The following is a 17,877-nucleotide window of genomic DNA, read 5'->3' as shown; positions in this document are numbered from 1 at the left end:
TTAGGCTTCCCCCAGGTAGGCTTTGATCACGTCCGGATTGTTGCGGATCTGCTCCGGCGTACCGTCGGCCAGGGGGGTGCCCTGGTTGATCACGTAGATGTGGTCGGAAATGCTCATCACCAGCTTCATGTCGTGCTCGATCAGCAGCACGGTGACGCCGTGCTCGTCGCGCAGCACGCCGATCAGCTGCTTGAGGTCCTCGGTTTCGCGCGGGTTGAGACCGGCGGCCGGCTCGTCGAGCATCAGCAGGCGCGGGCGGGTCATCATGCAGCGGGCGATTTCCAGGCGGCGCTGCTGACCGTAGGCCAGGGTGCCGGCCGGGCGGTTGGCGAACTCGGTGAGGTTGACCCGCTCCAGCCAGTGCGCGGCGAAGTCCATCGCCTCGCGTTCGCTCTTGCGGAACGCCGGGGTCTTGAACAGGCCGGACAGGTAGTTGGTGTTGAGGTGGCGGTGCTGCGCCACCAGCAGGTTCTCCACCGCGGTCATGTCCTTGAACAGACGCACGTTCTGGAAGGTGCGTACCACGCCCTTGCGCGCGATCTTGTGGCCCGGCAGGCCCTCGATCTGCTCGCCGTCGAGGCGGATGCTGCCGCCGGTGGGCTGGTAGAAACCGGTCAGGCAGTTGAACACCGTGGTCTTGCCGGCGCCGTTCGGGCCGATCATGGAGACCACCTGTTTTTCCTTGACGCTCAGGCCCACCTCGTTGACGGCCAGCAGGCCGCCGAAGCGCATGGTGAGGCCGCTTACTTCGAGAATCGCGCGGCTCATTGCTTCAACTCCAGGTGGGGACGCTGCATGGGCAACAGGCCCTGCGGACGCCAGATCATCATCAGCACCATCAGGGCGCCGAACATCAGCATGCGGTATTCGTTGAACTCCCGCGCCAGTTCCGGCAGCAGGATCATGACGATGGCCGCGAGGATGATCCCCAACTGCGAACCCATGCCGCCGAGCACCACGATGGCGAGGATGATCGCCGACTCGATGAAGGTGAACGACTCCGGCGACACCAGGCCCTGGCGCGCGGCGAAGAAGCTGCCGGCGAAACCGGCGAAGCTGGCGCCGATGGTGAAGGCCGAGAGCTTGATCACGGTGGGGTTCATGCCCAGCGCGCGGCAGGCGATCTCGTCCTCACGCAGCGCTTCCCAGGCGCGGCCGATCGGCATGCGCAGCAGACGGTTGATCACGAACAGGGTCAGCAGCACCAGCAGCAGGGCGATCAGGTAGAGGAAGATCACCTTGTTCACCGAGTTGTAGGCGATGCCGAAGTACTCGTGGAAGGTCTGCATGCCCTCGGCGGCGCGGCGGTCGAAGGACAGGCCGAACAGGGTCGGCTTGTCGATGCCGCTGATGCCGTTGGGGCCGCCGGTGAGCTCGGTCATGTTGCGCAGCAGCAGACGGATGATCTCGCCGAAGCCCAGGGTGACGATGGCCAGGTAGTCGCCGCGCAGGCGCAGCACAGGGAAGCCGAGGATGAAGCCGAAGAACGCCGCCATCAGGCCGGCGATCGGCAGGCACACCCAGAAGCCCAGGCCGTAGTAGTGCGACAGCAGCGCGTAGCTGTAGGCGCCGACGGCGTAGAAGCCGACGTAACCCAGGTCGAGCAGACCGGCCAGACCCACCACGATGTTCAGGCCGAGGCCGAGCATCACGTAGATCAGGATCAGCGTGGCGATGTCCACCGCGCCGCGCGAACCGAAGAACGGCCAGGCCAGGGCGACCAGGATCAGGCCCATGATCGCCCAGCGCTGGGTCGAGGGCAGGGTGAGGAAGTTGCTCGCCTTGCTCGGCATGCTCGGCAGCTTGGGCGCGTGGGCCCAGGCGGCGCCGAGCTGGGTGCGGAACAGTTGCCAGAAGAACATGGCGATGGCGCAACCGGCGATGGTCCACAGCACGGCCGGGCTGGCACCCTGCACCTGCAGCTTGATGCCGACGGTGGTCAGCTTCAGGCCGAGCACCGGGTAGGCCACGGCCAGCACCAGCAGGGCGCTGAAGAAGGCGGTCTTTAGGCGATTGCTCATGGAGGGCGCACTCATACTTTTTCAACCTCCGGACGGCCGAGGATGCCGGTCGGGCGGAACAGCAGCACCAGCACCAGCAGGCTGAAGGCCACCACGTCCTTGTACTGGTCGCCGAAGATGTCGGCGCCGAAGGCTTCGGCCACGCCCAGTACCAGGCCGCCGAGCACGGCGCCGGGGATGCTGCCGATGCCGCCGAGCACCGCGGCGGTGAACGCCTTGATCCCGGCGAGGAAGCCCAGGTGCGGGTTGATCACGCCGTACTGCATGCCCAGCAGCACCGCGGCCACGGCGGCCAGGGTGGCGCCGATGACGAAGGTCAGGGCGATGATGTTGTTGGTGTTGATGCCCAGCAGGTTGGCCATCTTCAGGTCTTCGGCGCAGGCGCGGCAGGCGCGGCCGAGGCGCGAGCGGGAGATGAACATGCTCAGGCCGACCATCACCACGAAGGTGACGACGAAGATCAGCACCTGCATGTAGGAGATGACCACGCCGTTCATGGCGCTTTCACCGAAGATGAAGTTGCCTGGCAGCAGGTTGGGAATGGCCTTGTCCTTGGAGTCCTGGGCCAGCAACACCTCGTTCTGCAGGAAGATCGACATGCCGATCGCGGAGATCAGCGGGATCAGGCGGTTGCCGCCGCGCAAGGGGCGGTAGGCCACCCGTTCGATGCTGTAGCCGTAGGCGCTGGCGACGATGATGCTGGCGGAGAACGCCGCGATCATCACGATGGGCAGACTGTCGAGACCGAACATGGCGAGTCCGGCGATCACGATGAAGGCTACGTACGAGCCAATCATGTAAACCTCGCCATGGGCGAAGTTGATCATGCCGATGATGCCGTAGACCATGGTGTAGCCGATGGCGATCAGGGCATAGGTACTGCCAATGGTGAGTCCATTGATCAGCTGTTGAAGGTAGTGGTAAAGATCAGGCATTGCCTAACTCCTGGGCCCTGCGTAAAGCGGCGCTTGTGACGCAGCGCAAGACCGGAATTCTTCTAATAAACAAAGCCCACTGCGGCTGCAGTGGGCTTTGGGTTCAGGCGGGACTGTTACTTGGCTTCGGACTTGGTGCCGTCCTGGTGCCATTCGTAGACCACGAAGCTGAAGTCCTTCAGATCGCCCTTCTCGTCGAAGGCGAGGGTGCCGGTCGGGGTGTCGAAGCTGTTGGCGCGCAGGGTTGCGGCCACTTCGGCGGTGTCGGTGCTGCCGGCTTTCTCGATGGCTTCGGCAATCACCTGCACAGCGGCATAGGCCGGGAACACGAACGGGCCGCTCGGGTCTTCGTTCTTGGCCTTGAAGGCCTCGACCAGCGCCTGGTTTTTCGGATCCTGGTCGAAGGACTTCGGCAGGGTCACCAGCAGGCCTTCGGAGGCCGGGCCGGCGATGGCCGAGATTTCCTTGTTACCCACACCTTCCGGGCCCATGAACTTGACGTCCAGACCCTTCTCCTTCGACTGGCGCAGCAGCAGGCCCAGTTCCGGGTGGTAGCCGCCGTAGTAGACGAAGTCGACGCCGGCTTGCTTGAGCTTGGCGATCATCGCGGAGAAGTCCTTGTCGCCGGCGTTGATGCCTTCGAACAGGCCGACCTTGATGCCCTTGCCTTCCAGGGTCTGCTTGACCGCGGTGGCGATGCCTTCGCCGTACTGCTGCTTGTCGTGAATCACGGCGACGTTCTTCGGCTTGATGCTGTCGGCGATGAAGTTGCCGGCGGTCGGGCCCTGCAGGCTGTCCAGGCCGATGGTGCGGAACACCAGTTCATAGCCGCGCGCGGTGATGTCCGGGCTGGTGGAGGCCGCGGTGATCATCAGGATGCCTTCGTCTTCGTAGATGTCGGAGGCCGGTTGAGTGGAGCTGGAGCAGAGGTGGCCGACCACGTAGGAGATGCCGTCGTTGACGATCTTGTTGGCCACGGCGACGGCCTGTTTCGGGTCGCAGGCATCGTCGTAGACCACGCCTTCGAGCTGGGCGCCGTTCACCCCGCCGGCCTTGTTGATCTGCTCGATGGCCATCTTGGCGCCGATGAATTGCATCTCGCCGTACTGCGCCACGGCACCGGTCACCGGACCGGCCAGGCCGATCTTGATGGTGTCGGCTGCCATCGAATAGCTGGCCGCCCCCGCCAGAGCCATTGCCGCAAACAGTTTGGAAATCTGCTTAGTAGCCTTGTTCATGAGTGCTCCACTCTTATGTTTTTCGTTGTTGTAGTTCTTGCGGCCGAAGCTGCAGAACCGGGTCCGTTACCCCGGTCATGCCCCCGGCAACTGTACCGGAACAGTGTAGAGCGCGGATTTGCGCCTTGAAAAGCCGGCAGCTGGAGGCGAATCGCGGGGGTGTCGCTAAATTGCAAGGTATGTACAGAAAAACGGCGTGTCCCCAGTCGCTCAGCGAGCGTCCCGCGGTTGCCTGAAGAGTTGCCGGCGCTATCATTGCGCGCCTGCACTCATCGCCATCGACACGGGGCACACCATGACGGATCAATCTAGCACCCTCTATGCCAAGCTGCTTGGCGAAACCGCGCCGATTCGCTGGCAGGAACTGCAACCCTTTTTCGCCCGGGGTGCACTGCTCTGGGTCGAGGGCAGCGAGGATCTGGTGGCGATCGCCGAGGCCGTGGCCAGCAACGACCAGGCGCGGGTCGCCGAGTGGATGGCCCGTGGCCAGCTGGGCAAGCTGGAGGATGCCCGCGCCGAGGACCTGCTGGCGCGCGACCCGCAGCTGTGGGCGGTGGTGGTGGCGCCCTGGGTGCTGGTGCAGGAGCGGGCGACGCCCGCCAGCGTGCACTGAAACGGCGCGCTGCAGCGGCGCGATAGCCGGTCTAGACTGTCTCGGCGTTCCCGCGCGGAACGCTCAGACCCGTTACTAAGGAGTGGTGCCATGTTCGAACCCGGTCACCTGCATCGCCGCAATCCGCCCGGTATGGCCGGGCAGCCGAGCTATTCCATCGACTTCTATTACGAGGTGCGCCAGGACCCCAAAGAAGGCGCCATGCTGCACGGTCGCCTGGTCGGCGAGATCGACGGCAAGGCCTTCGAGGAAGTGTTCGAGATGCACCGCGACACCGCCTTCAACTTCGCCAGCGTGATCTCCCGGCTGGTGGTCAAGCACGGCCTGCACGCCAACGCCAGCCCGATCATGCGCGGGCACAAGGAATACGACGCCATCTTCGAGGACATCCGCAGCAAGCTGCACGCCAAGCCGGGCGAGGCGGTGAACCTCGATCATCTGGAGCAGGACGGGCTCTGAGCACCTACTGGCCGAGCGTTGTTCTTCATGCCCATCGCCGAGAACCTGATCGCCTTCACCCTCGCCGCCGCGCTGCTGACCCTGACGCCGGGCATCGACACCGCGCTGGTGCTGCGCACCGCCGCGGTCGAGGGGCGCCGGCAGGCGTTGCGCGCGGCGCTGGGCATCAACGCCGGCTGCCTGCTGTGGGGCGCGGCGGTGGCCTTCGGCCTGGGCGCGCTGCTGGCGGTTTCCGAGTTCGCCTACAACCTGCTCAAGTATTGCGGCGCGGCCTATCTGGCCTGGCTCGGGCTGAACCTGCTGCTGCGCCCGCGCAGCTCGCTGGCCCTCGCGCAGGCGAGCGGCAAACCCGACGCCAACTGGTTTCTGCGCGGCCTGCTGGGCAACCTGCTCAACCCCAAGGTGGGGATCTTCTACGTCTCCTTCCTGCCGCAGTTCATCCCCCAGGGCCAACCCCTGATCGCCTGGACCTTCGTTCTGGTGGGCATCCATGTGGCGCTCGGCCTGATCTGGGCGCTGGCGCTGATCGGCGCCACCCAGCCGCTCGGCCACTGGCTGCGGCGCGCGGCGGTGATCAGGTGGCTGGATCGCAGCACCGGGCTGATCTTCTTGCTGTTCGCCGCGCGCCTGGCCTTGAGTCGACGCTGAAGCGCTATCCTGTGCCCTCGCGACCAAGAACCAGGCGGTGACGATGGACCGGTTTCAGGAAATGCGGGTGCTGCTGGCGGTGACCGAGGCCGAGAGCTTCGCCGGCGGCGCCAAGCTGCTGGGCATCTCGCCGCCCAGCGTGACCCGCGCGGTCGCCGCGCTGGAGGCGCGTCTCGGCACCCTGCTGCTGGCGCGCAGCACGCGCAGCCTGCGCCTGACCGAGGCCGGCCAGCGCTATGTCGAGGACTGCCGGCGCATCCTGCTGGAGCTGGAGGAGGCCGAGGAGCTGGCCGCCGGCGGCAGCGTGCGCCCGCGCGGGCGGCTTACCGTGACCGCGCCGGTGATGTTTGGCGAGCTGTTCCTGATTCCACGTATCGCCCAGTACCTCGACACCCACCCGGACGTGGAGGTCAACGCGCTGCTGGTCGACCGCGTGGTGAACATGCTGGAGGAGGGCATCGACGTCGCCGTGCGCATCGGCTCGCTGCCCGAGGGCGATCATCCGGCGCTGCAGGTCGGGCAGATCCGCCCGGTGGTATGTGCCGCGCCGGCCTTTCTCGACCGTGTCGGCCGCCCGCGTCATCCGGATGAGTTGCGCGATGCACCCATCGTCATGTCCAGCGCCAGCAACCTGCTGTCGCACTGGCAGTTCATCGGCGCCGACGGGCCCTTCGGTTTCATGCCGCGTCCACGCTTTACCGTCAGCTCCAACCAGGCGGCGATCGGCGCCGCACGCCTGGGTTGGGGCTACACCCGCGTGCTGTCCTACCAGGTGGCCGAGGCGGTGGCGCGCGGCGAGATCGAACTGGTGCTCGAAGCCTTCGAACCACCGGCCCTGCCGGTGCACATCATTCACCAGGGCGGGCGCCAGGTGTCGGCCAAGGTGCGTACCTTCGTCGACCACTGCGCCGCCAGCTTTCGCGCCGATCCGGCCCTGCGCGCGGCCGGCGCACCACCCGCAGCATGAGCCATCACCGTGAAATGCAGGTGTTCCTCGCCGTGGCGCAGGCCGGCAGCCTGGCGGCGGCCGCCAGGGCGCTGCAGCTGTCGCAGGCCACGGTGATGCGTACGATTGCTGCGCTGGAGAGCCGTCTGGACAGCACCCTGCTGTTGCGCGGTCCGCGCGGCGTCAGCCTGAGCCCGGCGGGTGCGGCTTTCGCCGACAGCTGCCAGCGCATCCTGCAGCGGGTGGAGGAGGCCGAGCGCTCCGTGACCGGCCTGCACGCCAACCCCGCCGGGCAACTGACCCTGGCCCTGCCGCTGCTGATGACGCATCAGGTGCTGACGCCGATTGCCGTCGACTACCTGGCAGCCTTTCCCGAGGTGAGCCTGGCCACCCTGGCGCGCGAAGAGCCGCCCAGGTTGCTGGAGGAGGGCATCGACCTGGCCGTGGTGGTCGGCCATCTGCCCAGTTCGTCCGGCTTCGCCGTGCCGTTGGGGTGGGCGCGACCGCTGGTCTGTGCGGCACCTGCCTATCTGCAGCGCTGGGGCTGGCCCGCCAACCCGCAGGCTTTGCACGCGCACCGCACCATCGCTCGCTCTTCGACCGGGCATGCGGGGGAATGGCGCTTTGTGGACGGCGCGGTGAAGCTCGCGCCGCGGCTGACTTGCAGCACGCCGCAGGCGGCGATCCGCGCGGCGCTCGCCGGTTTTGGCCTGACCCGCTGCCTGAGCTACGAGGCCTATCAGGAGTTGCAGAGTGGGCAATTACAGGCGGTGCTGAAAAACTTCGCTACAGCGCCCGTGCCGGTGCAGCTGTATTACCGCGAGGGGCGCCGGGCGGCGGCGCGGGTGCGCAGCTTCCTCGACTTTGCCGTACCGCGCCTGCGCGCCCACCCGGCCTTTCAGGTCTGAGCTGATTGCGGAAAATGAAATAGTGGATTGCCAATAGTGGTGATTCTTATCGGGGTTGGATGGAGTGAACATGGCCCCCATCGTCGCGAAGGCCAGTTGTCTCGCGGAGACCTAAGCCCACCTCGAAGGAGTCATCGCATGTCCCGTCCCGCCATCAAGCTGTACAACTTTCCCCGTTCCGGTCACGCCCACCGCGCCGAACTGATGCTGTCGCTGCTGCAGTTGCCCACCGAGCTGATCTTCGTCGATCTGGCCAAGGGCGCGCACAAGACCCCCGAGTTCCTCGCCCTCAACCCCTTCGGCCAGGTGCCGGTGATCGATGACGGCGGCACCGTCGTCGCCGACTCCAATGCCATCCTGGTCTACCTGGCCAAGCGCTACGGCAACGACGACTGGCTGCCGCAGGAGCCGGCCGCCGCCGCACGGGTGCAGCGCTGGCTGTCGGTAGCCGCCGGGCTGGTGGCCTTCGGCCCTGCCGCCGCGCGCCTGGTCACCGTATTCGGCTACTCGTTCAACAGCGAAGAAGTGATCAACCGCGCCCACGCGCTGTTCACCGTGATGGAAGGCGAGTTGGGCGAAACCCCGTTCCTCACCGGCGACAAGCCGAGCATCGCCGACGTGGCCAACTACTCCTACATTGCCCATGCGCCGGAGGGCAACGTCTCGCTGGAGCCCTACCCGAATATCCGCGCCTGGCTGGCACGCATCGAGGCGCTGCCGGGGTTCGTGCCGATGCCGCGTACCGCCGCCGGCCTGCAAGCCTGAGTCACCGCCAGCTGCCAGGTTTACCCGGCGGCTCCTCTCGTGGAGGGCAGAACATGCAACAGCTTCCCAGCCATCGGCACTCGCCCTGGCACGCCGGTGAAAAGCAATTGCAGGAGAAGGTCGGCGTCGCCGAGCGCATGGAAGTGCTCGGGCAGAAGGTGATCCGCGACCATATGCCGGACCAGCATCGCGACTTCTACCGGCAACTGCCCTTCATGATCGCCGGTGCCGTGGATGGCGCAGGCCAGCCCTGGGCCACCCTGATCGAGGGCGAGGAGGGCTTCGTCACCTCGCCCGACCCGCGCCGGCTGGCGTTCGATCTCGCCGCCATGGCGCTCGACCCGCTCGACCCGGCCACCTCTGGCCTGGGCGCCGGCGAGGCCATCGGCCTGCTGGGTATCGAGCTGCACACGCGGCGGCGCAATCGCATCAACGGCCATATCCGCCAGGCCTCGGCGCAGCGCCTGGACATCGATGTGGAGCATTCCTTCGGCAACTGCCCGCAATATATCCAGCTGCGTGAATACAGCCGCTCTCCGGCTGGACGGGGTAGCGCGCGTCACGACGCCAGCGAGCTGGATGCACGCAGCGCGGCAATGATCCGCGGCGCCGATACCTTCTTCGTCGCCAGCTACGTCGAGCACGACGATGGCCGTCGTTCGGTGGACGTTTCCCACCGTGGCGGGCGCGCCGGTTTCGTGCGGGTAGAGGGCAATCGCCTGACCATTCCCGACTACGCCGGCAACCTGCACTTCAATACCCTGGGCAACCTCAGCGTCAATCCGCGCGCCGGCCTGCTGTTCGTCGACTTCTCCACGGGCGACGTGCTGCAGCTGGCCGGCCGCGTCGAGATCATTCTCGACAGCCCGTTGATCCAGGCCTTCGAGGGCGCCGAGCGGCTGTGGACCTTCGACGTCGAGCAGGTGGTGCTGCGCCCGGCGGCGGCTTCGCTGCGCTGGACCTTCCATGAGTACGCGCCGACCAGCCTGATGACCGGCACCTGGGCGCAAGCCGATGCGCGTCTGCGCGAACGCGAGCAGCGTAATCAGTGGCAGCGCTGGCGGGTACTGAGTCTGCAGCAGGAGAGCAGCGATATCCGCTCATTCGTGCTGGCGCCGGAGCAGGGCGCCGCACCGAGTTTCGCCGCCGGCCAGCACCTGCCCATTCGCATCAGCAGCGCCGCGGGCGAAACCCTGCTGCGCACCTACAGCCTGTCCAGCGCGCCGTCGGATGGCGTCCTGCGCATCAGCGTCAAGGCGCAGGGCGTGGTGTCGCGGCATCTGCACGAGCAGGTTCAGGTCGGGGATGTGCTGGAGGTGCGTGCGCCGCTGGGCAGCTTCACCCTCAACAGCGACACCCATCGGCCGCTGGTGCTGATCGGCGCGGGTGTCGGCATCACGCCGCTGCTGTCGATGCTGCGCGAACAGGTGGCGCTGGGGCGGGGCAGGCGCATCCATTTCTTCCAGGGCGCACGCACGCTGACCGACCTGCCGTTCCAGGCCGAGCTGCGCGAGCTGGTGCAACGTGCCAATGGCCTGCTCCACATCCACCGTGCCCTCAGCGCACCGGGCAGCGATGCCGTGCTCGGGCGCGACTACGAGCAGCAGGGACGTCTCGATCTGGCGCAGATCAAGGCGGCCCTGGCGTTCGACGACCATGACTTCTACCTGTGCGGCCCGGCCGCCTTTACCCAGGCGATCTACGACGGCCTGCGCGACTTGAATGTCGCCGACGCGCGCATCCACGCCGAGGCGTTCGGCCCCTCGACGCTCACGCGCCGCACGGACGGCCAGGCCGCCACCTTGGTGCAGCCGCCAGCGGCGAGCGAGCCGGTGCCGGTGTACTTCACCGCCTCGGCCAAGGAGGCGCGCTGGACGCCAGGCAGCGGCAGCCTGCTGGAGCTGGCGGAAAGCCGCGGCTTGAGCCCCGAGTTCAGCTGCCGCGGCGGTTCCTGCGGCACCTGCAGGACGCGTCTGGTCAGCGGCCAGGTGCACTACCCGAATCCGCCCGCCGAACTGCCGCAAGACGACAGCGTGCTGATCTGCTGCGCCGTGCCGGCGCAGAGCGAAGGCGGTACGCAGCCGCTGGTGCTGGATCTCTGAGGAGGCAGGCGAGATGAACGGGCAAACCCATCCCGCTCCCAGCTGGCGCGACAGCGCCCAGGCCACGCGCCACTCGTACTGTGCTCAGAGCGAGGTCGAGGCCGGGTATCTGCTGCCGCAACTGCTGGTTTCGGCGGAAATACCGACGTGCCGATCCTCCGTTTCGGCATTGGCGCGCTTATGGCGATGGCTGGCCGGGGGCAGCGCCAGTGCGCTGTCGTAGGGCGCGGTGTGTTCCACCCATCCGCTCGCTGGCGGTGCGCACGACGCACGCTGCGGGCCAGTAAGCGCCGGACCATTGCGAGCCGGTTCAGAGGCGCGATCGCCATAACCAGCCCGCCTGGGACGGCCTGTTAGCCGTTGGCCAGACCACGCCGCGCCATCCAGCGACGGTACTGACGGGAGCGCCGCATATCGCTCAGCTGCTGCTGGAGCAGCGCCCACAGCGGCGATACCCGCGGGTGGGTGTCGCGGCCCTGGCTCAGCTTGCGTAACTGGTGCTTGACCACGGCCATGTTGGCCAGCGACGCCAGCACCTTGTTGCCCCAGGTGATCGGCGGCAGCTGCGGCGCGTTGTGCTGCCCGCGCTGCCAGTCGCGCGGCAGGTTGGGGTCGATGGCCAGGGCGGTGCCGATGCCGACCATCTCGACGCCGCTGGCCAGCACCTGCTCGGCGACGGGCGCACGGCGGATGCCGCCGGTGACCATCACCGGCATGCTTGCCAGCGCACGAATCTCGCGGGCGAACTCCAGAAAATAGGCCTCGCGGGCCAGGGTGCGGCCGTCGCGGGCCTCGCCCTGCATGGCCGGCGCCTCGTAGCTGCCGCCGGACAGTTCGACCAGGTCCACCTTCAGCTCGCCCAGCAGCCTGACCACCTGCTGCGCGTCGTCGGCGCTGAAGCCGCCGCGCTGGAAATCCGCCGAGTTGAGCTTGACCGCCACCGCGAAGCCCGGCGCCACCTCGGCGCGCACCGCCTTGACGATCTCTAGCAGCAGGCGCGCGCGGTTTTCCAGCGAACCGCCCCATTGGTCGCTGCGCCTGTTGGTCAGCGGCGAGAGGAACTGGCTGAGCAGGTAGCCGTGCGCCGCGTGGATCTGCACGCCGCTGAAGCCGGCCCGTTCGGCGAGGCGGGCGGTGCGGACGAAGCGCGCTATTGCCTCGTCGATCATCGCCTGGGTCATCGCCAGCGGGGTGGCGAAGCGCTTGGACAGCTTGCCCAGCTCCAGCGCCACCGCCGAGGGTGCCCAGGTCGGCTGGCCGAGGTTGGCCTGCATCTGCCGGCCGGGGTGGTTGATCTGCAGCCAGAACTGCGCGCCCCGAGCACGACCGATGCGCGCCCAGTGCTCGAACCTGGCCAGCTGCGCATCGTCCTCCAGCACCACGCCGCTCGGGCCGGTCATGGCGCGGCTGTCGACCATCACGTTGCCGCTGATCAGCAGGCCGGCGCCGCCCTCGGCCCAGGCCTGGTAGAGGCGCAGCAGCTGTTCCGACGGCGCGTGCTCGGCGTCCGCCATGTTCTCCTCCATCGCCGCCTTGGCGATGCGGTTGGGGATGGTCGAGCCGTTGGGCAGGACAAGGGGGGCGAACAGGTTCATGGGGCGCTTCCTCGGCTGAAAGTGAGGCGACCTTAACCTTTAAGCTCACTTTAATGTCAATGAGCATTTGCACGCGATTCGCCCTGTCCATCGTCACCAACAAGCCCGGCACGCCAACCTGGGGCCGATCAGCCTGGTCGGCCAGTCGCTGTCCAAGGACTTCTGGGGCCAGGTGCTCAAGCTGCCGGTCAATACCGAGCTGGCGCGGGTGCGGGGCGTGGTCGGCTACAACCTGTCGAAGTGGCTGACCGCCATCGATTGTCGCGAGACCGGCAAGCGCCTCGTCTTCGAGATCGCCGACAGCGAAACCGGCAGGCTCGACCTCGTCTTCGAGGTGGAGAAGCTCGCCGAGCTGTCCAACGAACCCGAACTGGTGACCAACAGCTTCATCAATATCGGCCACGACGGCGAGCTGGCCTATGGCTACGCCGTTTCCCGGCAGCTGCGCCATGCCTCCAACTCGAACGCGGATTCGGTGAGCCTCAAGCTCGGCGATGGCAGCCTGTCGAGCTACATCGCGTCGCTGCAGCTGGGCAGGATGATGAAGGACGCATACGTGCCGGACTTCCAGAGCGCGCTCTATGCGCCCGAGCCCCTAGCGCAGATGCTGCGGTGAAAGGTTGGGTGGGCCGTGCGTCAGCCATCAACGGCTGGTGCGCGCGGCACCCCCCAGGCGATTGCAGCCTCAGGCGCGCTGGCCGGTTTTGCCGGCGCGTTTGGGCATCTCGCTGGTCTCGCCCAGGTTCATCTTCGACAGTACCCGCTTGGCGTTGGCCGCGCAGTCGAGGTCGTCCGGTTTGCTTTCGATTTCGTCGATCAACGCCAGCAGGTGCGTCTTGCTCTGCGCCAGGCGTTGTTCCAGTGTCTCGATGTCATGCACCTTGGCGTGCAGGGTGTCGAGCAGTTTGCTGTGCTCCCACTGCGACAGGTCCTGCGGCAGCAGCGTGCGCAGCTCGTCGAGGCTGAAGCCGGCCTGCTGCGCCGTGGTGATCAGGTTCAGCACCAGCACCGCCTCCTGCGGATAGCTGCGATAACCGTTGGCCTGCCGCTCCACCAGCCTGAGCAGGCCGATGCTTTCGTAGAAGCGAATGCGCGAAGCCGCAAGGCCGGTGCGCTGCGCCAGTTCGCCGATTTTCATAGCTGTGCTGCCCCTGTGCTGCAAGCCGGTTAAAGGTTTAAGCCCAACGTTAACCTTTAACTCGGCAACCGGCAGCACTGGCTCGCAAGGCTGCCAGCTCGTGCCTTTGCTTCGCGGGCGCGTCCTGGTTGTCCAAACGCCGGGACTCAAGACTTCAGCGCCGCCTCGATCTGTGCGATATCGATCTTGCTCATGCCCATCATGGCCTCGAACGCACGCTTGGCCGCCGCGCGATCGGGGCTGGCGATGGCGGCGGTGAGGACACGCGGGGTGATCTGCCAGGAGATGCCCCATCTGTCCTTGCACCAGCCACAGGCGCTGGCCTGGCCGCCGTTGTCGATGATCGCGTGCCACAGACGATCCGTCTCGGCCTGGTCGTCGGTCGCGACCTGGAAGGAGAAGGCCTCGTTGTGCCGGAACGCCGGGCCGCCATTGAGCCCGAGGCAGGGGATGCCCATCACCCTGAACTCCACCGTCAGCACATCGCCCTGCTTGCCGGCGGGGTAGTCGCCGGGGGCGCGATGCACGGCCAGCACGGCGCTGTCCAGGAAGGTCTCGGCATAGAAGGTCGCGGCTGCCAGGGCGTCGCGGTCGTACCAGAGGCAGATGGTGTTCTTGCTGGTCATCCTGAGTCTCCCGCCATGGGTTGAGACTCAGGAGTCTAGACGGCAGTGGGGCTGGCTTGTGTTTGCCTGGTTCGTCGTTACGGCTGCGGCTCTCTTATCCAGAATCTCTGAAACGGATCGAACGGGTGGTGCTTGCCGTCGTAGCGGATGGTCGTGCTGACCTTGCGAAGCGTGGGCGCCTGCCGGCCTGCACGAACATGAGCAGTAACCCTCAGATCGGCGTAGCCCTGGGCTTGCTTCGGCCCAAGGCCCAGCGTCGGGTCGGCCTGCTCCGATTCAAAACCGCTGTCCGGCACACAGGACATGCCCTGCGCTCGTGAGGAGTGGTTTTCGCCCCGTAGCGGTCCCTCGATCCCGCCGATAAATCTGCTTTCTGCTGGTATTGTGCAGAACCAGCTGCGCCTGGGCGGTCAGTCTGAAAAGCATGCAAGTCAATTTCTGTGGATAAGAGCATGAATAAACTATCTGAAATGCATGCTTTCGTGGCTGTAGTGGACACCGGGAGTATTTCCGAGGCCGCTCGTCGTTTGGGCACGGCCAAGTCGATGGTTTCTCAGCGCATTCAGCAACTGGAGAAACGTCTAGGATGCATCCTGCTGGAGCGTGGTCGGCAGACTCGCCTGACCGAGTCGGGTGAGGTTTTTTACCGTCATTGCACCGCAATTCTCGCCGATATAGAAAATGCCGAGAATGCAGTTCTGACGTCCCAGTCGAGTGTCCGCGGAGATCTGCGTATTGCAGCCCCGATGGCGTTCGGTATGCGATATCTGACGCCGCTTTTGGCGTCTTTTGCCAAGCAATATCCTGAGTTGTACTTGGACGTTGAGTTCGACGACCGGCGCGTCAACTTGCATGAAGAGGGCTTCGATGCGGCGGTGCGTATTGGTGAGTTACCGGACTCTTCGCTGGTGGCCAAAATCATCACACCCAACCGCCATATCATCTGTGCCAGCCCTGACTATCTGAATGCACATGGCACGCCACAGCTACCGCAAGACCTCGCTCAGCATTTCGCCTTGCTCTACGTTAATCGCGAACCACACGGCATGTGGACGCTACCGGTGAATGACACATTGGAGTCATTTCGCGTGCGCTGCCGGATGCGCACCAACTGTGGTCACCAACTCATGGAGGCGGCGAAAGCAGGCCTCGGGCTGGCTATATTGCCCACCTTTCTGGCCGCGCAAGCCATCGTGGACGGTGAACTGATAGAGGTGTTGGAGCCTTATGCCCCGCGAGGAGGCAATATTTCTGTGGTCTACCGTCAATCGCAAAAAAACTCGCCCAAGCTTCACGCGCTGAGCAGCTTCCTTAGCGAGCAGATCGGCAACCCGCCCATTTGGGATCAGATGCTGGCAACCAGTTCGCAATCCCGGCAGTGAGTCGTTCGAGAAAAACGAAACACCGATTCGATTTTTCCAGGCTTATGGCGAGGGTCTCTCCGACTTATCCTTTTTTCAGCTGAGCGCGCTATTCGCGTCTGACAGGAAAAGGATCGGTGTCGATGTTCCATACCGCTCGCCGTGTCGTGGCTGCCAGGGTGTATTCGGCTAACCCGCACTGGGCACTGGCTTAGCGCGTATTGGCAGGCCGGTAAAGGCTTATGGCCAGGCTACCGTTCAGAGCAACGATTATGAGATTGCCTGAAATTGCAGGTGCGAGAGTCAGTCACTGCGTTCACCCCGGTCCTCGAGCAGGCATTGGCCTGGTAATCGAAGCAATGGGGGAGAGTGTTCGTGAAGCGCTCGGCTTTCGCCCTGTCTATCGACTTGAGCCGTGGCCGGCGTAGTTGATCAGCCCTTGATCATGGCTCCGGTGCTATCCGTTAACCCTGCGCCGCCCTGGCGGCTTCTCCGGAGCAGGCCCGCTCTACGCATCCATACTGACTGGAACCGTGTGATGTCACGCTCACTCGTTTCGGTCCTCTCATTTGCTGGCACAGATCAATCGAGCCGCTCAAAACAATAATCGAGGCCTCCTGCAATGGCGATCAGCTACAGCTCAGGGATCAAGCATTCGGACTTTCAGGACCTGAGTGAACAGATTCGCTTTCAAAGCACAGAAGGCAAGATCTGGTTCGGCGAGCAGCGCATGTTGCTGATGCAGGTGTCGGCGATGGCTAATTTCCGCCGGGAACTCATCAATAGCCTGGGGATCGAGCGCGCCAAGGGATTCTTCCTGCGACTCGGCTACCAATCCGGACTAAAAGACGCCGAAATGGCCCGCAAGCTGAGGCCGAACAGTCCGGAGCTGGAAATGTTCCTGGTTGGTCCGCAGTTGCACTCCTTGAAGGGCATGGTCAATGCGAAGCCCATTCAGCTGGAAGTGGATCAGGAGGCCGGCCATTTCTACTGCGAGCTTGAGTGGATTGATTCCTTTGAGGTCGAGAGCTGCCTGACCGAGGTGGGCCTGATGGATGAGCCCGTCTGCTGGTCCTTGCTGGGCTATGCCTGTGCGTACAGCTCCTCGTTCATGAAACGCGAAATCATCATCCAGGAAACCAGCTGTCGCGGGTGCGGCGATGAGCGCTGCATCATCATTGGCAAACCCGCCGAGCAATGGGAAAACGCCGCGGAATTCAGACGCTACTTTCAAGCCGATCCGATCATCGAGGAGCTGTATGAACTGCAATCGCAGATCAGTTCGCTGCGCACATGTCTGGAGAAGCAAGAAGGCCAGTACTACGGTATAGGACGCTCTCCTGCCTACATGAAGGTCTGCAAGACGATCGACAAGGCAGCCAAGGGCAAGATCTCAGTCCTGTTGCTCGGAGAAACCGGCGTCGGCAAGGAGGTAATCGCACGGAGCGTGCATCTTCGCAGCGAGCGCGCCGAGCAAGCATTTGTAGCGGTGAACTGCGCTGCCATTCCGCAGGACCTGATTGAAGCCGAATTGTTTGGCGTTGAAAAAGGCGCTTATACCGGCGCCAATCAGACCCGCCCGGGGCGCTTCGAGCGCGCCAGCGGCGGGACCATCTTTCTGGACGAAGTGGTAGAGCTGACCCCCAGAGCGCAGGCGACCTTGCTAAGGGTGCTGCAAGAGGGGGAGCTCGAACGTGTGGGTGGCTCTCGGACCCATAAGGTCGATGTGCGAGTCATTGCTGCCACCAATGAGAGCCTCGCCGATGCAGTCGAGGCGGGCCGGTTTCGCGCGGATCTTTATTACCGCCTGAATGTGTTTCCAGTTCAGGTCCCCCCGCTGCGCGAGCGGCTCGAGGACCTGCCGCTGCTGGTCGAGCACTTTCTAAGCAAGTTTCATCTGCAGTATCACAAGCGCACGCTAGGTCTGTCAGACAAGGCTCTGGAGCTGTGTCTCAGCTACGCGTGGCCGGGAAACATCCGCGAACTGGAGAATGTGATCGAGCGCGGCGTCATCCTCACTGACAGCAATGAAACCATAGGGCAGGACGCTCTTTTTGCGGTCTTTCCAAAGGCAGGCAATCTGCATGGTGATCGTCTCAATGCCGATGGCGCGCTGGTTCAGGCTGAAGACACGGAAAGCGCAGCCGATTGGGTCACGCAGATCTTCGAACGAAACATAAGCCTGGAAGCGGTAGAAGAGCAGCTGATGCGACGGGCAATGGACCTTGCTCAGCAAAACGTTGCACAAGCCGCTCGAATCCTCGGGTTGACTCGACCTGCGCTGGCCTATCGTCTCAAGAAAAGTGGCATCCTTGATGAGGATGCGACTGAGTGAGTTCGCTTGCCTTCACGGATGGATCAAATTGATTGCGAAGTTTTTGTGACATTAACCAAATAATCAATGCGCTGCCATGATTTATCAAATGATAAATTACGCCGCTCTTCGATAAATAATGGACTTGATCAGAATTTCTTCCGTTACAAGCCTATCTTGCTGATAAATATGGGTTTTCTATAAGTTT

The 17,877-nt window shown here is 64.4% G+C and carries 17 protein-coding genes and 1 pseudogene; 10 read left to right on the top strand and 8 right to left on the bottom strand.

Going from position 1 to position 17,877, the window contains the following annotated elements:
* From livG to EA796_RS03055, 4 genes are all read right to left on the bottom strand, one after another.
* Entirely contained in the window at positions 1-768 is a 768-nt protein-coding gene (gene livG, locus EA796_RS03070) for a high-affinity branched-chain amino acid ABC transporter ATP-binding protein LivG (RefSeq protein ID WP_021442916.1), read from the bottom strand.
* Positions 765-2,021, bottom strand: a complete 1,257-nt coding sequence (locus EA796_RS03065; RefSeq protein WP_122107486.1) for a high-affinity branched-chain amino acid ABC transporter permease LivM — start codon at positions 2,019-2,021, stop codon at positions 765-767. The genes livG and EA796_RS03065 overlap by 4 nt, the downstream gene beginning before the upstream one ends.
* Positions 2,022-2,032: 11 nt before the next feature.
* Entirely contained in the window at positions 2,033-2,956 is a 924-nt protein-coding gene (gene livH / locus EA796_RS03060) for a high-affinity branched-chain amino acid ABC transporter permease LivH (protein WP_021442918.1), read from the bottom strand.
* A gap of 116 nt (positions 2,957-3,072) precedes the next feature.
* Positions 3,073-4,194 carry a branched-chain amino acid ABC transporter substrate-binding protein gene (locus EA796_RS03055; RefSeq protein WP_021442919.1) on the bottom strand — a complete coding sequence of 374 codons (1,122 nt, stop codon included), beginning with the start codon at positions 4,192-4,194 and terminating at the stop codon, positions 3,073-3,075.
* Positions 4,195-4,489: 295 nt separating this feature from the next.
* Here EA796_RS03055 and EA796_RS03050 point away from each other — a divergent pair, with 295 nt between their 5' ends.
* The 7 genes from EA796_RS03050 to EA796_RS03020 all read left to right on the top strand — a co-directional run bounded on the left by EA796_RS03050 (position 4,490) and on the right by EA796_RS03020 (position 10,635).
* Positions 4,490-4,807 carry a DUF2288 domain-containing protein gene (locus EA796_RS03050; protein WP_122107485.1) on the top strand — a complete coding sequence of 106 codons (318 nt, stop codon included), beginning with the start codon at positions 4,490-4,492 and terminating at the stop codon, positions 4,805-4,807.
* Between the two features lie 90 nt (positions 4,808-4,897).
* Positions 4,898-5,266 carry a DUF5064 family protein gene (locus tag EA796_RS03045; protein ID WP_122107484.1) on the top strand — a complete coding sequence of 123 codons (369 nt, stop codon included), beginning with the start codon at positions 4,898-4,900 and terminating at the stop codon, positions 5,264-5,266.
* A gap of 27 nt (positions 5,267-5,293) precedes the next feature.
* Positions 5,294-5,914, top strand: coding sequence for a LysE family translocator (locus EA796_RS03040; RefSeq protein WP_122107673.1), 621 nt, complete (start codon positions 5,294-5,296; stop codon positions 5,912-5,914).
* Positions 5,915-5,957: 43 nt separating this feature from the next.
* Complete coding sequence (locus EA796_RS03035) at positions 5,958-6,881, top strand: LysR family transcriptional regulator (protein WP_122107483.1); 924 nt, start codon at positions 5,958-5,960, stop codon at positions 6,879-6,881.
* Positions 6,878-7,768 carry a LysR substrate-binding domain-containing protein gene (locus EA796_RS03030; RefSeq protein WP_031303441.1) on the top strand — a complete coding sequence of 297 codons (891 nt, stop codon included), beginning with the start codon at positions 6,878-6,880 and terminating at the stop codon, positions 7,766-7,768. Before EA796_RS03035 ends, EA796_RS03030 begins: the two co-directional genes overlap by 4 nt.
* A gap of 138 nt (positions 7,769-7,906) precedes the next feature.
* Positions 7,907-8,533: a glutathione S-transferase family protein gene (locus tag EA796_RS03025; RefSeq protein ID WP_122107482.1), complete on the top strand. Its 627-nt coding sequence runs from the start codon at positions 7,907-7,909 to the stop codon at positions 8,531-8,533.
* A 53-nt stretch (positions 8,534-8,586) separates the two neighbouring features.
* The gene (locus tag EA796_RS03020) at positions 8,587-10,635 is read left to right on the top strand and encodes a pyridoxamine 5'-phosphate oxidase family protein (RefSeq protein ID WP_122107481.1); all 2,049 of its coding nucleotides are present in this window, start codon (positions 8,587-8,589) and stop codon (positions 10,633-10,635) included.
* A gap of 353 nt (positions 10,636-10,988) precedes the next feature.
* Here EA796_RS03020 and EA796_RS03015 read toward each other — a convergent pair whose 3' ends face one another.
* A complete protein-coding gene (locus tag EA796_RS03015; RefSeq protein ID WP_122107480.1) occupies positions 10,989-12,230 on the bottom strand; it encodes an NADH:flavin oxidoreductase/NADH oxidase family protein in 1,242 nt (413 codons plus the stop codon).
* 80 nt (positions 12,231-12,310) lie between these two features.
* On the opposite strand from EA796_RS03015, the pseudogene EA796_RS03010 reads away from it, so the two are divergent.
* Positions 12,311-12,846 (top strand): annotated as a pseudogene (locus EA796_RS03010) (acetoacetate decarboxylase (ADC)); the annotation flags it as partial.
* A gap of 69 nt (positions 12,847-12,915) precedes the next feature.
* Here EA796_RS03010 and EA796_RS03005 read toward each other — a convergent pair.
* From EA796_RS03005 to EA796_RS02995, 3 genes are all read right to left on the bottom strand, one after another.
* Positions 12,916-13,368, bottom strand: a complete 453-nt coding sequence (locus tag EA796_RS03005; RefSeq protein ID WP_122107479.1) for a MerR family transcriptional regulator — start codon at positions 13,366-13,368, stop codon at positions 12,916-12,918.
* A 146-nt stretch (positions 13,369-13,514) separates the two neighbouring features.
* On the bottom strand, positions 13,515-13,994 hold the full coding sequence (locus EA796_RS03000) for a VOC family protein (protein WP_122107478.1): 480 nt from the start codon (positions 13,992-13,994) through the stop codon (positions 13,515-13,517).
* A gap of 77 nt (positions 13,995-14,071) precedes the next feature.
* Entirely contained in the window at positions 14,072-14,299 is a 228-nt protein-coding gene (locus EA796_RS02995; protein WP_256679069.1) for a hypothetical protein, read from the bottom strand.
* Positions 14,300-14,446: 147 nt separating this feature from the next.
* Here EA796_RS02995 and EA796_RS02990 point away from each other — a divergent pair, with 147 nt between their 5' ends.
* Both EA796_RS02990 and EA796_RS02985 read left to right on the top strand, forming a co-directional pair.
* Complete coding sequence (locus EA796_RS02990) at positions 14,447-15,376, top strand: LysR family transcriptional regulator (protein ID WP_122107477.1); 930 nt, start codon at positions 14,447-14,449, stop codon at positions 15,374-15,376.
* Between the two features lie 601 nt (positions 15,377-15,977).
* Positions 15,978-17,690 (top strand): sigma-54-dependent Fis family transcriptional regulator, encoded by a 1,713-nt coding sequence (locus EA796_RS02985; protein WP_122107476.1) that lies wholly within the window; start codon positions 15,978-15,980, stop codon positions 17,688-17,690.
* Positions 17,691-17,877: the final 187 nt, after the last annotated feature.

The organism is Pseudomonas sp. AOB-7, from assembly GCF_003696305.1.
In the GTDB taxonomy this organism is placed as follows: domain Bacteria; phylum Pseudomonadota; class Gammaproteobacteria; order Pseudomonadales; family Pseudomonadaceae; genus Aquipseudomonas.
Note: the sequence above shows the minus strand (reverse complement) of the source record. Positions and strands in the feature narration are given on the sequence as shown.